Source organism: Paenibacillus sp. 37, from assembly GCF_008386395.1.
In the GTDB taxonomy this organism is placed as follows: Bacteria; Bacillota; Bacilli; order Paenibacillales; family Paenibacillaceae; genus Paenibacillus; species Paenibacillus amylolyticus_B.
The window spans coordinates 6,287,163-6,307,305 of record NZ_CP043761.1 but is presented as its reverse complement, the minus strand read 5'-3'; the positions used below and the strand labels follow the sequence as shown (position 1 = coordinate 6,307,305).

The following is a 20,143-nucleotide window of genomic DNA, read 5'->3' as shown; positions in this document are numbered from 1 at the left end:
GAGAACCTTTCTGTCTCGGGGCCCTAACTGGCCTCGAAGCAGAATGAGATGATGAATCCCTGTAGCCGCGCGGTGAACTCGCAGAAGGTGGAAATGAATAAATTTGAGAAGCACGAAGCCAACGTGTCAACGTTGCTCTCTCTTCTGCCCATGCGGGTGCAGGGAACCGGAAATAAGGAGGACATTATAGATGACAGCACAACAGACGGAAAAGATTCAGAAGATTGATCTGAGAGGCCGGGATTTTATCGAATTCACGGACTACACGGCAGAGGAGATTCGTTATCTGCTTGATCTCGCGATTGAGATTAAAGGCAAGCAAAAAAGCGGTGTACCGTTTCAACCGTTGAAAGGCAAAACGATCGGACTTATTTTTGAAAAATCATCCACACGTACGCGTGTATCCTTTGAAGTGGGCATGTTCCAATTGGGTGGGCACGCGCTCTTCCTGAGCAAAAATGATATCCAGCTAGGGCGCGGGGAAACAACACATGATACAGCCAAAGTATTGTCCCGCTACCTGGACGGCATCATGATCCGTACCTTTGGACACCATAATGTAACTGAACTGGCAGAGCATGCTGATGTTCCAGTCATTAACGGCCTGAGCGATGCAGCGCATCCTTGTCAGGTACTGGCAGACTTCCAAACGGTGCTGGAACACAAAGGCAAGCTCGCAGGTCTGAAAATGGCCTACATCGGAGATGGCAACAATATGGCGCACTCCCTGATGCTCGGTGCAGCGAAGATGGGTATGCATGTTGCTGTAGCAACGCCAGAAGGTTATGAGCCGGATAGCGCAGTTGTGGAGCAGGCGCGCATTATCGCACAGGAGAGCGGTTCTGAAGTAACTGTAACGTACAGTGCACAGGAAGCTGCGAAAGATGCAGATATCGTGTATACGGATGTATGGGCGAGCATGGGCTTTGAGGAAGAGCAGAAGATTCGTGAGCAGGCATTTGCGGCATACCAAGTGGACGAGGAACTGATGAAAGGCGCGAAGCCGGACTACATGTTCCTGCATTGTCTGCCAGCACACCGCGGCGAAGAAGTGAGTGCCGGAGTAATTGACGGACCGAACTCCCTGATCTTTGATCAGGCGGAGAATCGCTTGCATGCACAGAAAGCATTGATGGCTGCGTTAATGAGCGAATAGCTGCTATTTCATTGAATGGGTTGATTTTAGGCGCAGATTTCGCGATGATAGATTAAAGTTTATAGTAACTGATCTTGGGGAGGACCACTGAACATGGCTAAGGAAAAAATTGTGCTCGCGTATTCAGGCGGGTTGGACACATCTGTAATTTTGAAATGGTTGAAAGAAACATATGATGCTGAGATTATCGCTTTCACTGCGGATATCGGACAAAAGGATGAATTGGATGGCTTGGAGGAAAAAGCACTGGCAACAGGCGCTTCCAAAGTATACATTGACGATCTACGCGATGAATTCGCAAAAGATTTCATCTATCCGATGTTCCAGGCGGGTGCCCTCTATGAAGGACAATACCTGCTTGGCACAAGTATTGCTCGTCCACTGATCGCTAAACGCATGGTGGATATCGCTCGTGCAGAAGGCGCTACAGCCATCGCTCACGGCGCTACGGGTAAAGGAAATGACCAAGTTCGCTTTGAGTTGAACGCGGCTGCGCTGACACCAGACATTAACGTCATTGCACCTTGGCGTCTGGAAGAATTCCGTAACCAATTCCCGGGACGTGCGGAGATGATTGCTTACGCTGAGAAACATGGTATTCCGGTAACGGCATCTGCGGCTAAACCATACTCCACAGACCGTAACTTGCTGCATATCAGCTATGAGAGCGGTGTGCTAGAAGATCCTTGGTTCGATCCAAGCGCGGACGAGAACAAAGATATGTTCCTGCTGAGCAGTGCACCTGAAGATGCACCAGATCAAGCGGAATATGTTGAGCTTGAATTCGAACAAGGCGACTGTGTTGCTCTGAACGGTGAGCGCTTGAGCCCGCTGCAAGTAATGGAGCAACTGAACGAGCTGGGTGGCAAACATGGCATTGGTCGTGTAGATATGGTTGAGAACCGTTTTGTTGGTATGAAGAGCCGTGGCGTGTACGAAACACCAGGTGGAACAATCTTGTTCACTGCTCATCGCAAAATGGAATCCATCACGATGGACCGTGAAGTGATGAACCTGCGTGATAGCCTGATCACACGTTACAGCACACTGGTATACAACGGTTTCTGGTTCGCACCGGAACGTCTGGCGCTGCAAGCGCTGGTGACTGAAAGCCAGAAGAACGTAACAGGTACCGTTCGTGTGAAATTGTATAAAGGCAACATCATCGGCGCAGGTGTGAAAAGTCCTGTCAGCCTCTACAATCCGGACATCGCAACGATGGAAGCTGATCCAACGCAAGCTTACGATCAAGGCGATGCAACAGGCTTTATCCGCCTGAATGCACTGCGTTTGAAAGTAAACTCCGGTGTGGAGCAAAACAAAAACTAACTTCAACCCGCATACTAGAGCGACACTAATATAATTGACAAGACAGGCCGTTCTTGCACATCTGGCAGGAGCGGCTTTGTCCATGAGCGAAAGGGGAGTACTCACTGTGAGCAAGCTGTGGGGAGGACGTTTTACAAAACAAACCAATCATTTGGTTGAGGAATATACGGCATCGATTAACTTTGACAAAGCTTTGGCTGAGGAAGACATTCAAGGAAGTCTGGCCCATGTGACGATGCTGGGCAAATGTGGTATTCTTCCGGCGGAAGATGTAGAGACCATCAAAGAAGGACTGATCACCGTTCTGCACAAAATCCGTGCGGGTGAAGTGGAATTCTCCGTATCGGACGAAGACATCCACATGAATATTGAGAAAAACCTGATCGAGACGATTGGCCCTGTAGGTGGCAAGTTACATACAGGCCGTAGCCGGAACGACCAAGTTGCAACGGATATGCACCTATACTTGCGTGAGCGCGTGGTTGGATTTGTAGGCATGCTGCATTCCTTACAGGAAGCACTGATTGGACAAGCAAAAGATAACCTCGATACCATTGTACCGGGTTATACGCATCTTCAACGGGCACAGCCGATTCTGTTCGCCCATCACCTGATGGCGTATGTCTCCATGTTCCAACGGGATGCGGAGCGTCTGATGGACAGCTACAAACGCATTAACATCCTGCCACTGGGCGCAGGTGCGCTTGCAGGCACAACATTCCCGATTGACCGTCATTTTGTGGCGGAACAACTGGGCTTTGATGGCGTGTACGAGAACAGTCTGGACGCAGTAAGTGACCGTGACTTTATCGTTGAGTTCCTGGCAGCCGCTTCCCTCATCATGACTCACTTGTCCCGTCTGAGTGAAGAGCTGGTACTGTGGAGCAGCACGGAGTTTGGGTTTGTTGAACTGGACGATGCGTTCTGCACAGGCAGCAGCATTATGCCTCAGAAGAAAAACCCGGATGTTCCTGAACTCGTTCGTGGTAAAACAGGACGTGTGTACGGCAACCTGATCGGTTTGCTGACGGTATTGAAATCTCTTCCACTGGCATACAACAAAGACATGCAGGAAGACAAAGAAGGCATGTTTGACACAGTAGCGACGCTGGAGGGTGCGCTGCAACTGTTTGCTCCAATGATCGCAACAATGACAGTGAACAAGGATCGGATGCGTCAAGCGGTCAACCAGGATTTCTCCAACGCTACGGATATTGCCGACTTCCTCGTGGGCGAAGGCTTGCCTTTCCGTCAGGCGCATGAAGTGATTGGTAAAACGGTACTGTACTGCATCCAGAACAGCAAGTATTTGCTGGATCTGACGATTGATGAATTCCGTCAGTTCTCACCACTGTTTGATGAACGCATCTATGATGTGCTGCAACCGGAAGCAGTAGTGAACGCTCGTAATGTTTACGGCGGGACAGCTTCGGGTCAAGTTGCTGAAGCGATTGGACGCAGTGAGAAGGTACTGGAAATTACCGAGCAATGGATTACGAACCGCGGTTAATACCACGGTCACTATAGGTATTTGTACAGATACGACAGGACAATAAAGAAGCAGGCCAGAGAACTTTGTTCTCCATGGCCTGCTTTTTTGTGTTTTACAGCGATGTGCTCTAGATATATTGAACTCAACCGCGAACGGAAGGTAGGTTGTTCTACTATCGGAGTACCAGTTTAGTTACTCGCGGTAGCTCGATTGCAATTCTCTACTAATCGCGCTTTTGTAAAGGCAACCATTTCAATACATCCTGAATCTTGGTATCCCAATAGCCCCACTCATGTTCGCCAGGCCCTTCCTCGTATGTTAATTCGAAGTTCGTTTGTTCACAGGCTTGACGGAAAGTTTGATTATCCTCATACAGGAAATCTTCCGTTCCGCAACATTGGTAGAGCAAAGGTCGAGGACTTTCGCCAGATTGATTTTCTTTTAACAGATGAATCAGATCATTCTCAGTGCCTGCCACCTCTGGTCCAAAAATCCGTTGTAACTCCGTCTGTTGTAATGCGGAGGATGCGTTTCTATCCATATGTGCAGACATATCGAGTGCTCCGGACAAACTTGCAGCTGCCGCGTATTGATCCGGTTTACGAAGGGCCAGCTTGAATGCGCCATAACCACCCATGGATAATCCAGCAACGAAGTTATCTTCACGCTTTGGTGATAGAGGGAAGAAAGAACGAGCAAGTGAGGGCAGTTCTTCGCTGATAAACGTCCAGTATTGTCCGCCTTCGACCATATCCGTATAGAAGCTGCGATGTACCTGCGGCATTACAACGGCGATTCCAAGGTTCGCTACATAACGTTCAATCGATGTGCGGCGCAGCCAGATGGAATCATCATCCGATAGACCGTGTAACAGGTACAGGGTTGGATGAAGTCCTTTGCCTGTCACGTTCTCCATACCGATCTGATTGTGGGTTTGTTGCGGCAGAATGACATGCATGCTGGTACTCAGCCCAAGTGTATCGGAGTAAAAATCACATTTAATAAGTGCCATGAGTATAAGAAACCCCTTTCATAAGTTCGTTAACCACGTGTTTTTGACTTGAGAGGATGAGCCGGGATTGCTCCCTAATAGCTTTTAAGTGTCCATATTTAACAGGTTATACGCATTGCTCGTGCAATGCAATAACAAGATGCACATTAAAAAATCATGCAGGAGTATCTCTAAATTGTAAGGTTTCAACAGGCTAAGTTAGATGAGTGGAATGGAGGGAAGATCAACATTGTTACGACGTTGTTTACAACGTAACAATGTTATGTTACACTCATTTCAATAAAAAGGGGGACCATATATGACGGAAGATTTGATCTCCAAGAAAGAATTGTTGGACCTGACAGGAATCTCATACGGCCAGTTATACCGTTGGAAGCGGAAAAATCTCATTCCGGAAGAATGGTTCATTCGGAAGTCGTCCTACACCGGACAAGAGACCTTTTTTCCAAAACAACAGATTTTACTGCGCATTGACAAGATTCTCAATATGAAAGACGGATTATCACTGGATGAGCTGGCAGACGTGTTCTCACCTACGTTGGGTGAAGTGGAGATGTCTGCAGAGCAACTGTTAGAGCGAAACATTGTTTCACAAATCTCGCTGGATCTATTGAAAGAAGCAGGTCGGGAACAACAGTTGTATGCTTTGGAGCAGATTATGATGCTCTACGTCCTTGATAAGCTGTTAATGAGCGGAGATATTACTCGGCAAGAGGGTGCGTTGCTGATCGATGTGATGTCTGAACATTATTATCGTTTTACAGGCAAACCCAGCGAACTCGTGCTTATTCGTAAGATGGGTGTTCCTTCATTCATGCTGGTAACAGCAGGAACGGAGTTTTATTTTGACAATGGTGTGAAAGTGGTTCTTAGGCAGCCGATGGGAACATTTATGGAAGAATTAAAACTCAAATTGGGATAAGGAGAGGATCATCTATGGAAGAGCGGAATAAGCGGAATGATCTGAATGTGGCGGGCATAAGTCAAACGGCAGGCGGGAATTTTCACCGTGTATCTATTGATGGCATGGCTAAGGTGAACGGTAACCTGGACTGCACCTCTATGGAAGTGAATGGAACATTGAAGATGCACGGCGCTTTAAGCTCCGAGAGTGCAACGATTAACGGCATGTGTACGTTGAACGGCCCCTTGACCAGTTCGCGTGTTCGTGTGGATGGTATGACAACAATTAACGGAGATCTTCATAGCCCTGAGCTTGAAGTGAACGGGAAATGCACCGTACGGGGAAGAGTGGATGGGGAACGTATTGATATTGGCGGTGTGATTGATATTGAAGGGGATGTGCAATGCGAGTCCCTGAATGTACGAGGCAATATTAAGATCAGTGGCTTTTTGAATGCAGGAACGGTGGAGATCCGACTTCACACATCTTCTTCGGCTAAAGAGATTGGCGGAGAGCGTATCGATATTCGTCGCAAGGAACAACAGAATGGATTTTGGAAAAGTATTGGCCTGGGCGGGACTCCATCGTTTAAGACATCCTTAATTGAAGGTGATGAGATTGTGCTGGAAGATACCGAAGCTGATATTGTTCGGGGGAGTAACATTTTTATCGGTCGCGGCTGTAACATCAGGCTGGTCGAGTATTCAGGTGAACTTGAGGTAGATCAGGATGCCAAGGTGGGCAGCAGTCAGCGAATTTAAATTTTGGATATGGAGAGAAAGGGATGGGATCGACATGAATAACAATCCTGGGCGTTCTTTGGACAGAAAAATGGATATCAGCATCGTTGGTGATGGCAGTTCTGCTGGGGGCGTGTACGGCAAGGTCAAGGTCGTAGGGGATGCATCCTTCAACGACAATCTATCTTGTGATCGCTTCAAATGTACGGGTACATCGGTCATATACGGATCGCTTGAATCCACAGATATTAAAATTACCGGAACCCTGACTCTAACAGAGCGAGAGACCAGCAACGATGGTGAGGATGGAATCCAGGCATCTGGCCTGCATGCCAAAGCTGAGCATATAAAAGTGGTAGGTGAACTTCATCTGTCCGGGGATTGTCAGGCGGAAAATATCAAGCTGAACGGACGGTTGACGATAGCGGGGATGCTCAGCGCTGAACACATGTCACTCAAAATCATGGGTCCATCAGAGGTCAAGGAAATGGGCGGTGCCATCATCTCGGTGAAGAGTGGCCGGTTGAATGACTTGTTTACGGGGAATAAGTCAATTCTCAAGGCACAGATTATCGAAGGTGATGATATTGAATTAGAAAATACGGAGGCCGAGATTGTGCGTGGCGATAAAATAAAAATCGGTCCTGGCTGCCGGATCGGTACAGTGGAATACCGTTCATCTCTGCAAATTCATCCGCAATCGGAAGTTTTGCTGCAAAGCAATCGGTCCTTGGACTGATTAACGTAAACTTCTTTTCGGATATACTAATGCAGTCATATGAATAGAGCGTGAATGGAGAGATTGAGTACAATGGTTGCACGTAAAAACAGTATTGGATTGGTGCTGGCAGGGTTACTGCTCAGCATACTAATGGCTTCGATGGATAATACCATCGTGGCAACGGCTATGGGGGATATTGTCGGGAAACTGGGTGGGCTCGACAAGTTCGTCTGGGTTACCTCCGCGTACATGGTGGCTGAGATGGCAGGGATGCCGATCTTCGGTAAGTTATCCGATATGTATGGACGAAAGAAGTTTTTTGTATTTGGTATTATTGTGTTTATGCTCGGCTCAGCACTGTGCGGAACGGCAACGTCTATTGTGGAATTGACGATGTACAGAGCGATTCAGGGTATTGGTGCGGGTGCCTTGGTGCCGATTGCCTTTACGATTATGTTTGATGTCGTTGCACCAGAATCTCGTGGTAAATTGGGTGGGTTGTTTGGAGCGGTCTTTGGTCTGTCCAGCGTCTTTGGACCATTGCTTGGTGCTTATATTACTCAGTATGCGACATGGGAATGGGTATTCTATATCAACCTGCCACTCGGCTTGATTGCATTTGTGTTTATTGCATTCTTCTACAAAGAGTCTCATCAGCATCAATCCCAACAGATCGACTGGCTGGGTGCTGTAACGCTGATCGGTGCTGTTGTGTGCCTGATCTTTGGTCTGGAACTGGGCGGCAAAACGTTTGCCTGGGGTTCCTGGCAGATTCTTGGCTTGTTTGCCGGATTTGTAGCATTAGCGCTGCTTTTCCTGTTTGCAGAAACCAAAGCCAAAGAACCAATCATCTCCTTCAGCATGTTCCGCAACCGGGTCTACTGGTCCAGTAACGTTATTGGTATGTTCAGTGGTGCGGCGTTCATTACAGCATCCGTGTACATTCCGATCTTTATACAGGGGGTACTTGGTGGTAAAGCGACCAACTCCGGTCTCGTACTTTTACCGATGATGCTGGGGTCCGTTGTGACGGCGTCCCTGGGCGGTGTGCTCATGACCAAAATCAAATATCGCAATATCATGATTCCTACGTTGGCCTTACTTGTCATTGGACTCGGATTGCTGACTACGTTGGATGAGAGTTCTTCCCTCTGGACGATACGTATCTACATGGTGATGGTTGGTCTGGGTGTCGGTGCTTCGTTCTCCGTACTTAGCAATGCAGCCATGAATGCATTTGAACCGCAAAGACGCGGAGCCGCAAGCTCCACACTTAACTTTTTGCGGTCACTCGGTATGACAATGGGGATTACGATCTTTGGTATCGTCCAGAGCCAGGTGTTTACACGCAAAATGAATGATGCCCTCGCTGGTTCAGCTGCGGAAGCAGGTGGTACTTCAGCGGGTGGCGTGCCGCAGGGAGTGGATCTGACCGATCCACATGCGTTGCTCTCACCAGAGCTCAGACAGGCGATTCCGCCTCAGGTGCTGGATACCATCACACATGCTCTATCTTCTTCCATCGTGCAGTTATTTGCCTGGGCTGTGATTCCGGCTGCACTCGCGTTGGTCGCTTCCTTCTTCATGGGAAAAGAGAAGATGGTTGTAGGCGAAGAGCAAGGCGAATACACCGGCGGTCACTAAACCGTAATGCAGTAAATCGTGAGTTACGGTAGTAAAGTTAATCTTAGATTGGTAAAACTCGATTAACTTATCTTGAAAATGTAGAGACACACTTCTCGCTTATCCTCAAAAGGGACGTGAAGTGTGTCTTTTTGTTTTCGTGTGATCAGCTTATGCTTATCCATGAATTACGGCAGGACCTTGTTTGTACCATTCCGTGATCTGTAAGTTGTCGGTTGCTTTGAACAAAATTAAGGCTGCTTTGTATCGCTGATCCCGTCCTCGACCACAGAAGGCCCTTGCGGGTCAGGTAGGCTGCTATGACCGGAGCGGGCAATGAGGCGATTCTGAGCTTTGTACGTGTCCCGTGTAATCGTTTTGGATTCGACCACTTTGCCGTCCAGCCTCTTGGTTCTTACCGTCTCCACAATATATCCAGGCTGTCCGTCTTGCAGCACCTGCTGTGCACCATCAGGCAGTACCGTACTAGACACATATTTTACTGGAACACTTAATGTTTCAATGGTCCGAGATTCAAGTGCATAGCTGACGTTCTCCGGGAAGGTGCCGAAAAATTTCACCATCAATTGGTGATTCTTCACCTCTGCATGAATGAGTAAGGATTTTCCAGTATTATTTTTGAAGCGAAAGTTGATGGCTCCCGACGCAAAGGTGGCATCCAGTCCTTTGGGCAAATATTTGACCGGCAGGGAATGGTTGCGACGCTCAATAATATCAAGACCCGTCAATAGCGCTGCATTATACACTGTACTTGATACCTGGCAGATTCCCCCGCCAATTCCGGGGGTTAGTCTTCCATTGACAATGACCGGGGCCTCACGAAACCCATAATCTTTTTCAGCCTTACGGATGACTTTCTCATAATCGAATGTGGCATCCGGTGGTAAAATCATGCCGTTAATCGCTTCCGCCGCTGCGCTGACATTATGTATGCGGCCTTCACTACTATTACCCAGACCCGTGGAGAACTGGATGATCTTTCGGTCAATGCCTTCCTGGCGCAGCGAATCAAGGGTTACTTCAGGCTTCAGCGTATACAGTGGTACATGTATTAGCAATGGGGCAGGTTTCTCATCCGGGTTCAGTACACTGAAATCCCTGTGCAGCTTCGTTTGTATGAGATTTGTGAGTGTATTCCAATCAATGCGGCGGACGCCCTTTTCCGGGATATACTGGACTTTGTCACTTGTGGTAATGCGGCGAACAGCGTCCGCAGGTGTACCGAAGGTTTCTTTTTCCCAGGCAGGGCTGAGATGTTCTTGGAGTGGTCTGGAGTCGTAGTTCATATCGAGAGAGAACTCTTTCGGAAAATGATAACGTGCATAAGCGCGTTCCCACAGGTTACCTTCCTCCAGCTGCTGTATCGCGGTTTTCAAGCTGTTAACGTTGTAGCTCACCCCCACCTGAGCTGCGGTATACGACATCGTCTGGGGGGTGGGTTCAGTCACTTCAAAGGTGACAGGCCAGTCCTCCAGCTTTTGGATCTGTTCATCCAATTCATGCAATACGTTCTTGCGATTCTTCCCCTCCACCAGCATGCCGCCAACATGAACATCTTTGGGCAGGGCAGGTTGATTCACGTACATATACAGCAATCCATAAGACGCGGAGCCGATCAAGAGGATGGAGAATAGAACAATGACCGTCAAATGTATTTTTTTCATAACCGTACGCTCCTTTATACTTCAGTTGTTCCCGACTTTGTAACACTTTCTATATATATGATCCAATGCAGGAAAACTTTCGGGTACTCAATAGGTAACAAATTTGTTACAATAAACTTCATATGAATCCATGCTTCACCATTGAAACAGGAACGAAGTGGATTTTTCCCTGATGAAATTCAGGTCTTTTTAAAGGAAATGCCGGGATTGTGTCGAAATGATAATGGCTAACTATGCGAGCAGGAAGTGATGATGTGATAGAAATGCAGGACGTGTGGAAGACCTACGCCAATGGGACCCACGCATTACAAGGGGTGTCGGTGAAGATCGACCGCAATGAATTTGTCTATATCGTCGGTCCGTCCGGCGCAGGTAAATCGACATTTATGAAATTGATGTACAGAGAAGAAGTTCCGACAAAAGGACAAATATCCATTAACGGATTTAATATTGGTAAGTTGAAGCCAAGAAAGATTCCTTATGTGCGTCGTAACATCGGCGTTGTGTTCCAAGATTTTCGTCTGCTGCCACGGATGACAGCATTTGAGAATGTGGCATTTGCGATGGAAGTTATTGAAGCGCCGAAACGTCATATCAAAAAACGGGTGATGGAAGTGCTCGACTTGGTGGGACTGCGGAGTAAGGCAAATCGCGAACCTTCACAGCTCTCGGGTGGAGAACAGCAACGTATTGCCATTGCACGGGCTATCGTCAATAACCCGTCGGTTATTATCGCGGACGAGCCTACGGGGAACCTCGATCCGGAGACGTCATGGGGGATTATGCAACTGCTGGATGAGATTAATTTCCGGGGGACAACCATTGTTATGGCGACCCACAACAAAGATATCGTAAACACGATGCGTAAACGGGTAATCGCCATTGAACGTGGACAGATTGTACGGGATCAGATGAGAGGGGAATACGGTTATGAATTTTAGTACTCTCTTGCGCCATCTGCGGGAGGGATTCAAAAACGTATTCCGCAACGGCTGGATGTCTGTGGCCTCCATCATGTCCATCATTGTGTCGCTATTGATTCTTGGTGTGTTTATGCTACTGGTGCTCAATGTGAACTCCATGGCGAATCAGGTTGATAGCCAAGTGGAGATCAGCACGTTCCTCGAGCTGAATGTGGACGAGAACCTGCGTAACACACTGGAGCAAGAAATCAGCGCGATGCCTGAAGTAAGTGAGATTCGTTTTGTTTCCAAGGAAGAAGGACTCAAGGAGTTCCGTGAGCGTCTTGGAGAGAGTGCAGATAACGTGCTTAGCGGTTTCGATGTGGACAACAACCCACTGCCGGAGACCATTGAAGTTGAGGTCATTGAACCGGAAACCGTCACTTTTGTGGCGCAAAAAATCGAAGCTTTGAACGAAAAACACCCGGAGAAGCCGATCATGAAAGTGAACTACGGCAAGGAAACGGTGGAAGTGTTGTTCAAATTTACGAAACTTGTTCGTAACATCGGATTTATTTTTGTCGGGGGACTGGGTCTGATGTCCATGTTCCTGATCTCGAATACGATTCGCGTAACGATTCTGGCACGTCGCCGGGAGATCGGAATTATGAAGCTTGTTGGTGCAACCAATACCTTTATTCGCTGGCCTTTCTTTATTGAAGGTGCACTCATTGGATTTATTGGATCGGTCATTACGGTTGGGGTGCTGTTCGTTGGATACAGCCAGTTGATGAAGACGATTGGTCAGGATGTCTTCATGCAGATGCTTAACTTGATTCCGCTCGGCGAAATCTGGTTGCTGTTTGGAACACTGTTGATTGGACTCGGTGTGCTGGTAGGTATTTTGGGAAGTACACTGTCCATTCGGAAATCACTCAATGTTTAATTTTGTTTTCAACGGTCGAATTGCAGAATATGTCGAAAAGAATGGTAAAGCAGGTTCATTAATGGACGCTGTTTGACGATATGTAGGAAAGACGGAGTCTTTTAAGATTGAAGAAAGCAAAGAACATGCTGTTCACCACCTGTGCAGGTTGCTTTCTTGTGAAATCATAGGATGGGGGATCATCATTTTGAAAAAAACCGCTTCGCTGCTGGCCTTTACGTTATTGGCCAGTTTGACGCTTCAACCTTCTGACGGATATGCCAAGAGTAGCATCAGCGATATTGACCAACAGATTCAGCAACTGGAGAGCAAGGCGGCTTCTGCCAAGCAGGAGCAAAAAAAAGCGGCTTCCAACAAAAAGGAAGCACAGCATTACAAGAACAAAACCAACGCTTATCTGAAGGTTGTCATGGAACAGATCAATGTCGTTAGTGATGAACTGGCGAGTGTATCCTTGCAGATCGAGAACACGGAGGAAGATCTCCGTACAACGAAAAAAGATCTGCAAGCGGCAGAAGAACGCATTGTTGCAAGGGAAAAATTGTTGGAGTCACGCGTGCGCCTGATGTATACGGACGGTGCTGTATCCTATCTGGATGTATTGTTGTCCTCTACTAGCTTCACTGACTTCCTGACCCGTGCGGATTCACTCAAAACGATTGTGGACCAGGATCAGCATCTGCTGGATGAGCACAAAGCGGACAAGCAACTGGTCGTGGACAAAAAGGCAGAATTGGATGTGCAATATGCGGAAGCCAAGAGCCTGTATGCACAGAAGAAACAGCGCAAGTCCCAATTGAATGAAAAAGAAGCGGAAAAGCAAGTGCTTCTCGCTTCATATGATGCTAAAATTGAAGAGTCAGAAGAGCTGACACAAGAGCAGGAAGATGTGTTAATGCAGATTGCCAGCAAACGTTCGGCCCTTCTTCAAGAGAAAAATAAATTGCGTGAACAGCAGGCAGCCGCAGCGGCTAAAGCAAAAGCCGCAGCTGCTGCCCGGGCGAAAGCTGCAGCCAAGGCACCAACCAGAGTCAGCTCGGATAGCAGCAGTGAGGTTACCTATTCATCCGGTAATGGTATCTTCTCAAAACCAGTATCTGGAGGACGTATTTCTTCTGGATTCGGCCCCCGTACCCATCCAATTACGGGCGTAGTTGGTAAGATGCATGCAGGTGTCGATTTTGCTGTTCCTCAGGGAACTTCGGTTCACGCTGCTTCTGGCGGAATCGTGATCATGGCTGAATGGTATAGCGGTTATGGCTATACGGTTATTGTGGACCACGGCGGTGGACTATGGACGTTATATGGTCACTTGCGCGAAGGTGGATTCAAAGTCAGCAAGGGAGACACAGTAAGCAAAGGGGATACCATTGCTGAGTCAGGAAATACAGGGAACTCTACTGGACCTCATTTGCACTTTGAAGTGAGAGATAACGGTACCGCTGTAAATCCGATGAACTATTTGTAATTATTGCTCCATCGTTCGAATGGAAAAAACATATTCCGTACAAGCTAGACATATAATAAGCTGGCATGTTCAGGGAATGGATTCTGGCAACAATGGAATCGGACACGCTTCAAAACTAAAGGCGGTGACAAACGGATGATGAAGAAAAGATCGGCGCTACTGCTTGTCATTGTGGGTCTCCTGGGTGGTAGTTTGCTAACCCTGGTACTAATGACTTACCCGGGAATAGCAAACCAAACCACAGCTGGCGAAGGTTTGCTGGCTAGTGTAACCGGCAATACACAGCAGAAGAACGATTTGAAAAAGATTGAAACTGCGATGGATTTGATCTCAAGCAACTATTATAAAGACGTGGATCAGACCAAATTGATTGACGGTGCGATCAACGGCATGATGGAATCGCTTGGTGATCCGTACTCCAACTATATGGGGCAGGAAACGGCTGCTCAGTTTGAAGAGTCGATCGAAGGTTCATTTACCGGTATTGGCGCAGAGGTATCCTCACAGGATGGAAACGTTGTTGTTGTTTCCCCAATCAAAGGATCACCTGCCGAGAAAGCGGGTATTCGTGCCAAAGACATGATTATGTCAGTCAACGGCGAATCCCTGCAAGGTTTGGAACTGAACAAGGCTGTCAACAAAATCAGAGGTCCCAAGGGCAGTGAAGCGAAGGTACAGGTCAAACGTGCCGGATCTTCCGAGCTGATTGAATTTGTGATTGTACGGGATGACATTGATCTGGAAACCGTATATGCTCACATGGAAGATGGCGGAATTGGCGTTATTGCCATTACTCAATTCTCTTTGAATACAGGCGATCGCTTCAAGGAAGAGTTGGCGAAGCTCGAGAAGCAGAACATGAAAGGTCTGGTCATCGACGTACGGAATGACCCAGGCGGTGTATTGCAAGTCGTTATTGATATTGCTGAACAGTTTGTTCCTAAAGGCAAGGTTATTGTGCAAGTTGAAGACAAGAACGGCAAAAAGGAACAAAGTAAATCCAATGGATCAGCTAAAGCTTATCCAGTCACAGTCCTGATGAACAAAGGTAGCGCGAGCGCGTCGGAGATTCTGGCCGGTGCATTACAACAGTCAGCAGGTGCGAAGTTGATTGGTGAGAACTCCTTTGGTAAAGGAACCGTGCAGACGAGTTATGACAAGCAAATGGGTGACGGCAGCTTGCTGAAGATCACCATTGCCAAATGGCTCACTCCGAACGGAGACTGGATTCATGAAAAAGGAATCAAACCGGATATTGCGGTAGACCAGCCGGATTATTTCTCGGTGGCACCGATTAACAAAGAGAAGTTACCACTTAAATATGACAGCAATAGCACGGATGTGAAAAGTGCGCAGACGATGCTGAGAGGACTCGATTTCAAACCGGATCGTGTGGATGGATACTACGACCAGAAGACAGAAGAAGCGGTCAAGGCATTCCAGAAGCAAAAAGGCATTCAGGCTACAGGCCAGATTGACGAGAAAACCGCTGAATCACTGGAAGCGGCTCTGATTGAACGTATTGCCAATCCTCAATATGATGCACAGCTGAAACGCGCGATCGAAAATGTCTCAAAGGATATTTCGTCCGCTGTGTCGAAGCCATAAAGAAGGCTGATTTTCAGCCTTCTTTTTTTCTGAATCGGCTGAAAGAGAGGGGTGACCGACCACAATGGAATGGGTATGGCCGTGGTTAACTACATTAGGGGAAGCTTTGTTGCAGTTGTTTATTCAGCCGTTTTATTATATTGCGGTGATCCTGATTGCGCTGATCTATCATCGTCAGTTACTGCAGGAGCGTAAATTGTTTCATGTCCGTTTGCAAAGCTCGATAACACAGACGATTCGTGCGGTGCTCGGAGGCATACTCATCGGTACCATTGTCTCGATCTTGTCCCTATTCCTTGGTGCACATCTTACACTGGGAAGTCTCATATGCATATGGGCTGCAACATTAATTCTATCCTTGTTCCGTATCCGGTATCTGTGCTTTGCCTACGCGGCCGGGTTGCTGGGTGTGGTGCAATTTGGTTTGAATCTGGCTTCAGGCTGGCAACCATCCGGTTGGATGGGCACTATCACGGAAACGCTTCGTGCCCTGGATATGCCTGCACTGCTTGTCCTAGCGGCGCTTCTACATATGGGTGAAGCCCTGTTGGTACGCATGCAGGGGGTATCGATGGCATCACCACTTCTCTTCGAGGGGAAACGTGGGAAACTGGTTGGTGGATATCAACTGCAACAGTTCTGGGCCATTCCTCTACTGATTCTTGTTCCCGTCACAGGAGGTGGCGCGGAGCTGGCATGGAATCCACTGATGAATGCAGGACATAGTTATATGCTGGTTGCATTGCCCATCATGCTCGGATTTGGTGAGATAACGCAGAGTATGCTTCCGGGACAAAAGGTGCAGATCTCATCAAAGCGGTTGATGATATACGGGGCAACTTTGCTCGTGTTCAGCTTGCTTGCTGCATGGTGGTCTCCACTCATGGTGGTTGCTGCGCTAATTGCATTTATTGGACATGAATTTCTGGTATGGTACAGCGCGTTTGAAGAGCAAAACCGGAGTCCGGTATTTGTCCATCCGCAGCATGGGCTGAAGGTATTGGCTGTTATTCCGGAGAGTCCTGCTGCAGATTTGGGGATTGAAGCAGGAGAGACCTTGTACAAGGTGAACGGTAAGTTGGTTCATTCACCAGAAGAGTTACATCGTGCCCTGCGGATGAACCCGGCTTTTTGCAAACTTGAGGTGCGAAATCACCAAGGAGAAAGCAAGTTCATGCAACGAGCGATCTATGAAGGGGAGCATCATCAGCTTGGGGTCATTATGGCACCGGACAATCACGAGGTCTGGGCGATTCGGTTACGTCCACTGACGCTGTTCCATATCATCAATCTCAAATTGTTTGCCCGCTTGAAAAAACCACAAAGGGACGAAGCCCCATTGGCGTTACCGCCAGCCCCTGTGGCCAGTGATAAAGGATCCATAGAGATGTAACTAAGCATACGTGATGAAGTATGTTGCATACATCAAGCAATGAAAAAGGTATTTCCGAGCGCCGTCGCAGGCAAGGGAAATACCTTTTTTGTTATTGTTTTAGCATAAAGATGGCGATTTGAGTCCGATCACGCAAGCTCAGCTTGCCGAGAATATCTGTGACGTAGTTTTTGACCGTGCCTTCACTGAGGAACAATTTGGCGGCAATTTCCTTATTGGATAAACCCTCCGATATGGCCTCGGCAACCGCCAGCTCCATACGTGTCAGTCCATAGGCTTCGATTGGATTCTGTGTCAGGGGAGTCGTAGCAGGACGAAGAAGTCCTGTTAGCTTGCGAGCAATATCTGGATGAATTAACATATCACCATTATGTACGGTCTTGATGCCTTGAATGATCCGCTCGGGTGGAACATTTTTGAGCAAATAACCGCTTGCTCCATCCTGTAATGCCTGAATAATATACTCATCGTCGTCAAACGTAGTCAGCATGAGCACCTGGATTTCAGGAAAACGTGACTTGATGCGTTTGGTACCTTCAACTCCATCACATTCCGGCATCCGAATATCCATTAAAACCACGTCCGCAGGCGTCCCTGCTTCAAGCAATTCCAACGCTTCCTGTCCATTTGAGGCTGTACCTGTAACGCGAATGCCGGAGTCCAGTCCGAGCAGCACTTTCAGGCTCTCACGAATGAAGTAATCATCGTCTGCGAGAATCAGCCGAATAAGTGGGAGCTGGCCTGAATCATTCTTGTTGTTCACATCATTACGTTCGGACATGAGAACATTCACTTCCTTTTTTCAGAGTATATCCATCTGGTTCGTTAATGGAATGCGTGTAATCACTGTATACGGATAAGCAGATTGAATCTCCAGGACTCCTCCCACCATTTGTGTGCGCAGAAGCATGCCTTCCTGTCCTATGCCATTTCGCTTGGAAGAATGGGGATTGATTTTGCCATCATTACTTACACTCATACAGACTTCCTGATCCCCGAATACCAACTCCACAGTGATCGAAGAAGCATTTCCGTGTCGCAGGGCATTGGTCAAGGCTTCTTTGGCATTTTTGAACAGAACGATTTGTATGCTGGGATACAGCACATGGGATGGGCCATGAACTTCATAATTTGTCTTCACGCCAGTATCTCTACCCACTTCCTCGAGAAGACGATCCAGGGCGTAGGCTTCGGATGCATAGGAATTCGGTTGCAGTTTGTGTAGTGTGTTGCGCAAATCATCCATACTATCGGCCAATTGATCGCGAATCTGTCTCACCATTTCCGTTCCTTGTTCCATATCGAGAGGTAGGGTCAACAGGGCGGCTTCCGACATCATTTTGGTGCGAATCAGTCGATGCCCGATATCGTCATGAAGCTGTCTGGAGATACGGGTACGTTCCTCTGCCTGAGCCACTCCTTCAAGTTGCTTTGTAAATAACAGCAGCTGCGCACGCGCTTCTTGGAGCTCGTAATGTTTGCTGCGAAGTTCGTCATAGATTTGTTCCAGTTGTCCGCGGCTGCTCGCCGTTCTTGATCCCTGCCGGGACAGAGCCGCTGTGATAAGTAGAAGCAGGTTGCCAAGAACCATCGCAGTTGTCTCTGTGGAGAGTAAGGTAATGTCGGTTGTATTTAGTGTGGTTAACCCTGGCTGCGGCGCCTGTGAGTCAGAATAATGCCAATGCAAAGCGACATTGTTAGCGACAAGCTGAATGGCAAACATCAACCATCTCCGATTTCCCTCCAGTCTGTATATATACACGTAGAGCACGGAGAGAGAGAGGAAAAACATAAATGGTCCATATGAAGCAATCAGCCAGCAGCTCCAGAGTATTTCGGCCAGAAGCAACAGCCATTGCTGTGTACTTGAACGGTTGAAATCTTTCCACACGGAGAGTCCAAGCGCGATGATGATATACAGGGTGTAGACGGCTTCGTTTTCCAAGGGCAGCATCAACAGGTACAGTACGGCTGGAACGATAATTAATCCGTATTGCAGAAACCGCATTGGCATATGTAAATGACATCCTTTATATAAAAAATGGAGTTAGAAAATCTCTCGGTAATGCGCCCTTGATTATACCATAAGCAGCATTCGAATCAGGAGATGACTTAAGTCACCTTCGATTCATGACTTTTCGTACCTTCGCTACAGAGTGCGATCCGTTACAATAAAATTATGAAATCCAGCGGCGAAGGCCGAAACGGAAAAGGGGCGTAAAAGGGATGGGCATACTTGAAGTAGATCATGTAGTAAAACGATACGGCAGCAAGCTGTCCGTGGATCATTTGAACCTTAGTGTTGGCAAAGGCGAAATTTTTGGATTGCTTGGTCCCAATGGAGCAGGAAAAAGTACCACCATCAGCATGATTGCAGGGCTCCTGAATATGGATCAGGGTGAAATCAGATTAGATGGGATATCGGTCAAGGAGCAACCACTTGAAGTAAAGCGCAAGATCGGACTCGTTCCGCAGGATCTGGCTTTATACGAAACCATGTCTGCTGCGGAGAATGTGACTTTTTTTGCCAGACTGTATGGACTGCGTGGAAAATTGCTTAAGGAAAGAGTGCAGGAGTCTCTTGAATTTGTAGGGTTGCAGGATAAAGCAAAGGATGCCCCCTCGACCTTCTCTGGCGGTATGAAACGCAGGTTAAACATCGCATGTGCGATTACACATCGCCCGGATCTCATTATCATGGATGAACCGACAGTTGGCATTGATCCGCAATCTCGAAATCATATTCTTGAATCGGTACGCACACTTAACAAGATGGGTTCAACGATCATATATACAAGTCATTACATGGAGGAAGTGGCGGCGATTAGTCACCGGGTTGCGATTATGGATCAGGGGCGAATTATTGCCTGTGGGACTGAAGCAGAGCTGAGAGAACGGGTAGCATCGGAGGAAAAAGTAGTGCTCTCCACTTCCGGTATCGGTCCCGACGTTGTGGAAGAACTGAAACTTCACCCCCGCGTGCGGATGGTAGACGTTTCAGAGAATACACTGACCATTACGCTGCCTTCGGCACAGCAGGATCTCCAGGATCTGCTCTTCATTTGCAGCAAACATGAAGTATCCATTCAGTCTCTCAAGGTCGAAGAGCCGGATCTGGAAACGTTGTTCCTCAATCTGACCGGGCGTACGCTTCGGGACTAGGG

General features: G+C 47.7%; 18 protein-coding genes. 14 read left to right on the top strand and 4 right to left on the bottom strand.

The window, feature by feature from the left end; translation table 11 throughout:
- Positions 1 to 72 precede the first annotated feature (72 nt).
- The 4 genes from F0220_RS32655 (at position 73) to argH (ending at position 3,995) form a co-directional block, all read left to right on the top strand.
- Complete coding sequence (locus F0220_RS32655) at positions 73 to 228, top strand: hypothetical protein (protein WP_181155498.1); 156 nt, start codon at positions 73 to 75, stop codon at positions 226 to 228.
- On the top strand, positions 191 to 1,156 hold the full coding sequence (gene argF / locus F0220_RS27100; protein ID WP_047840650.1) for an ornithine carbamoyltransferase: 966 nt from the start codon (positions 191 to 193) through the stop codon (positions 1,154 to 1,156). The genes F0220_RS32655 and argF overlap by 38 nt, the downstream gene beginning before the upstream one ends.
- A 93-nt stretch (positions 1,157 to 1,249) precedes the next feature.
- Positions 1,250 to 2,485, top strand: coding sequence for an argininosuccinate synthase (locus F0220_RS27095; protein ID WP_017692004.1), 1,236 nt, complete (start codon positions 1,250 to 1,252; stop codon positions 2,483 to 2,485).
- Positions 2,486 to 2,591: 106 nt separating this feature from the next.
- A complete protein-coding gene (argH, locus tag F0220_RS27090) occupies positions 2,592 to 3,995 on the top strand; it encodes an argininosuccinate lyase (RefSeq protein ID WP_105600645.1) in 1,404 nt (467 codons plus the stop codon).
- Between the two features lie 205 nt (positions 3,996 to 4,200).
- Here argH and F0220_RS27085 read toward each other — a convergent pair whose 3' ends face one another.
- A complete protein-coding gene (locus F0220_RS27085; protein ID WP_105600078.1) occupies positions 4,201 to 4,989 on the bottom strand; it encodes an alpha/beta hydrolase in 789 nt (262 codons plus the stop codon).
- Positions 4,990 to 5,287: 298 nt separating this feature from the next.
- Between F0220_RS27085 and F0220_RS27080 the strand changes: the two genes are divergently transcribed.
- The 4 genes from F0220_RS27080 (at position 5,288) to F0220_RS27065 (ending at position 8,998) form a co-directional block, all read left to right on the top strand.
- A complete protein-coding gene (locus F0220_RS27080) occupies positions 5,288 to 5,911 on the top strand; it encodes a YhbD family protein (protein WP_105600077.1) in 624 nt (207 codons plus the stop codon).
- 14 nt (positions 5,912 to 5,925) lie between these two features.
- Positions 5,926 to 6,654 carry a polymer-forming cytoskeletal protein gene (locus F0220_RS27075; protein ID WP_105600075.1) on the top strand — a complete coding sequence of 243 codons (729 nt, stop codon included), beginning with the start codon at positions 5,926 to 5,928 and terminating at the stop codon, positions 6,652 to 6,654.
- Between the two features lie 34 nt (positions 6,655 to 6,688).
- Entirely contained in the window at positions 6,689 to 7,372 is a 684-nt protein-coding gene (locus F0220_RS27070; RefSeq protein ID WP_105600073.1) for a hypothetical protein, read from the top strand.
- Between the two features lie 72 nt (positions 7,373 to 7,444).
- Positions 7,445 to 8,998 (top strand): MFS transporter, encoded by a 1,554-nt coding sequence (locus tag F0220_RS27065; RefSeq protein WP_105600072.1) that lies wholly within the window; start codon positions 7,445 to 7,447, stop codon positions 8,996 to 8,998.
- A gap of 230 nt (positions 8,999 to 9,228) precedes the next feature.
- On the opposite strand, the gene F0220_RS27060 is transcribed toward F0220_RS27065, so the two are convergent.
- Positions 9,229 to 10,662: a VanW family protein gene (locus tag F0220_RS27060; protein ID WP_091013075.1), complete on the bottom strand. Its 1,434-nt coding sequence runs from the start codon at positions 10,660 to 10,662 to the stop codon at positions 9,229 to 9,231.
- A 254-nt stretch (positions 10,663 to 10,916) separates the two neighbouring features.
- Here F0220_RS27060 and ftsE point away from each other — a divergent pair, with 254 nt between their 5' ends.
- From ftsE to F0220_RS27035, 5 genes are all read left to right on the top strand, one after another.
- Positions 10,917 to 11,603 (top strand): cell division ATP-binding protein FtsE, encoded by a 687-nt coding sequence (ftsE, locus tag F0220_RS27055; protein WP_024631580.1) that lies wholly within the window; start codon positions 10,917 to 10,919, stop codon positions 11,601 to 11,603.
- The gene (ftsX, locus tag F0220_RS27050; RefSeq protein ID WP_091013078.1) at positions 11,593 to 12,510 is read left to right on the top strand and encodes a permease-like cell division protein FtsX; all 918 of its coding nucleotides are present in this window, start codon (positions 11,593 to 11,595) and stop codon (positions 12,508 to 12,510) included. The genes ftsE and ftsX overlap by 11 nt, the downstream gene beginning before the upstream one ends.
- A 187-nt stretch (positions 12,511 to 12,697) precedes the next feature.
- Complete coding sequence (locus F0220_RS27045; RefSeq protein ID WP_091013080.1) at positions 12,698 to 13,978, top strand: murein hydrolase activator EnvC family protein; 1,281 nt, start codon at positions 12,698 to 12,700, stop codon at positions 13,976 to 13,978.
- 135 nt (positions 13,979 to 14,113) lie between these two features.
- On the top strand, positions 14,114 to 15,586 hold the full coding sequence (locus F0220_RS27040; RefSeq protein WP_074096593.1) for a S41 family peptidase: 1,473 nt from the start codon (positions 14,114 to 14,116) through the stop codon (positions 15,584 to 15,586).
- A gap of 64 nt (positions 15,587 to 15,650) precedes the next feature.
- A complete protein-coding gene (locus F0220_RS27035; RefSeq protein ID WP_091013083.1) occupies positions 15,651 to 16,979 on the top strand; it encodes a PDZ domain-containing protein in 1,329 nt (442 codons plus the stop codon).
- Between the two features lie 91 nt (positions 16,980 to 17,070).
- Here the strand turns inward: F0220_RS27035 and F0220_RS27030 are convergent, their stop codons facing one another.
- Both F0220_RS27030 and F0220_RS27025 read right to left on the bottom strand, forming a co-directional pair.
- Positions 17,071 to 17,760 (bottom strand): response regulator transcription factor, encoded by a 690-nt coding sequence (locus F0220_RS27030; protein ID WP_091013085.1) that lies wholly within the window; start codon positions 17,758 to 17,760, stop codon positions 17,071 to 17,073.
- Between the two features lie 21 nt (positions 17,761 to 17,781).
- Positions 17,782 to 18,993: a sensor histidine kinase gene (locus F0220_RS27025; protein ID WP_105600070.1), complete on the bottom strand. Its 1,212-nt coding sequence runs from the start codon at positions 18,991 to 18,993 to the stop codon at positions 17,782 to 17,784.
- A gap of 212 nt (positions 18,994 to 19,205) precedes the next feature.
- Between F0220_RS27025 and F0220_RS27020 the strand changes: the two genes are divergently transcribed.
- On the top strand, positions 19,206 to 20,141 hold the full coding sequence (locus F0220_RS27020) for an ABC transporter ATP-binding protein (protein ID WP_105600069.1): 936 nt from the start codon (positions 19,206 to 19,208) through the stop codon (positions 20,139 to 20,141).
- Positions 20,142 to 20,143: the final 2 nt, after the last annotated feature.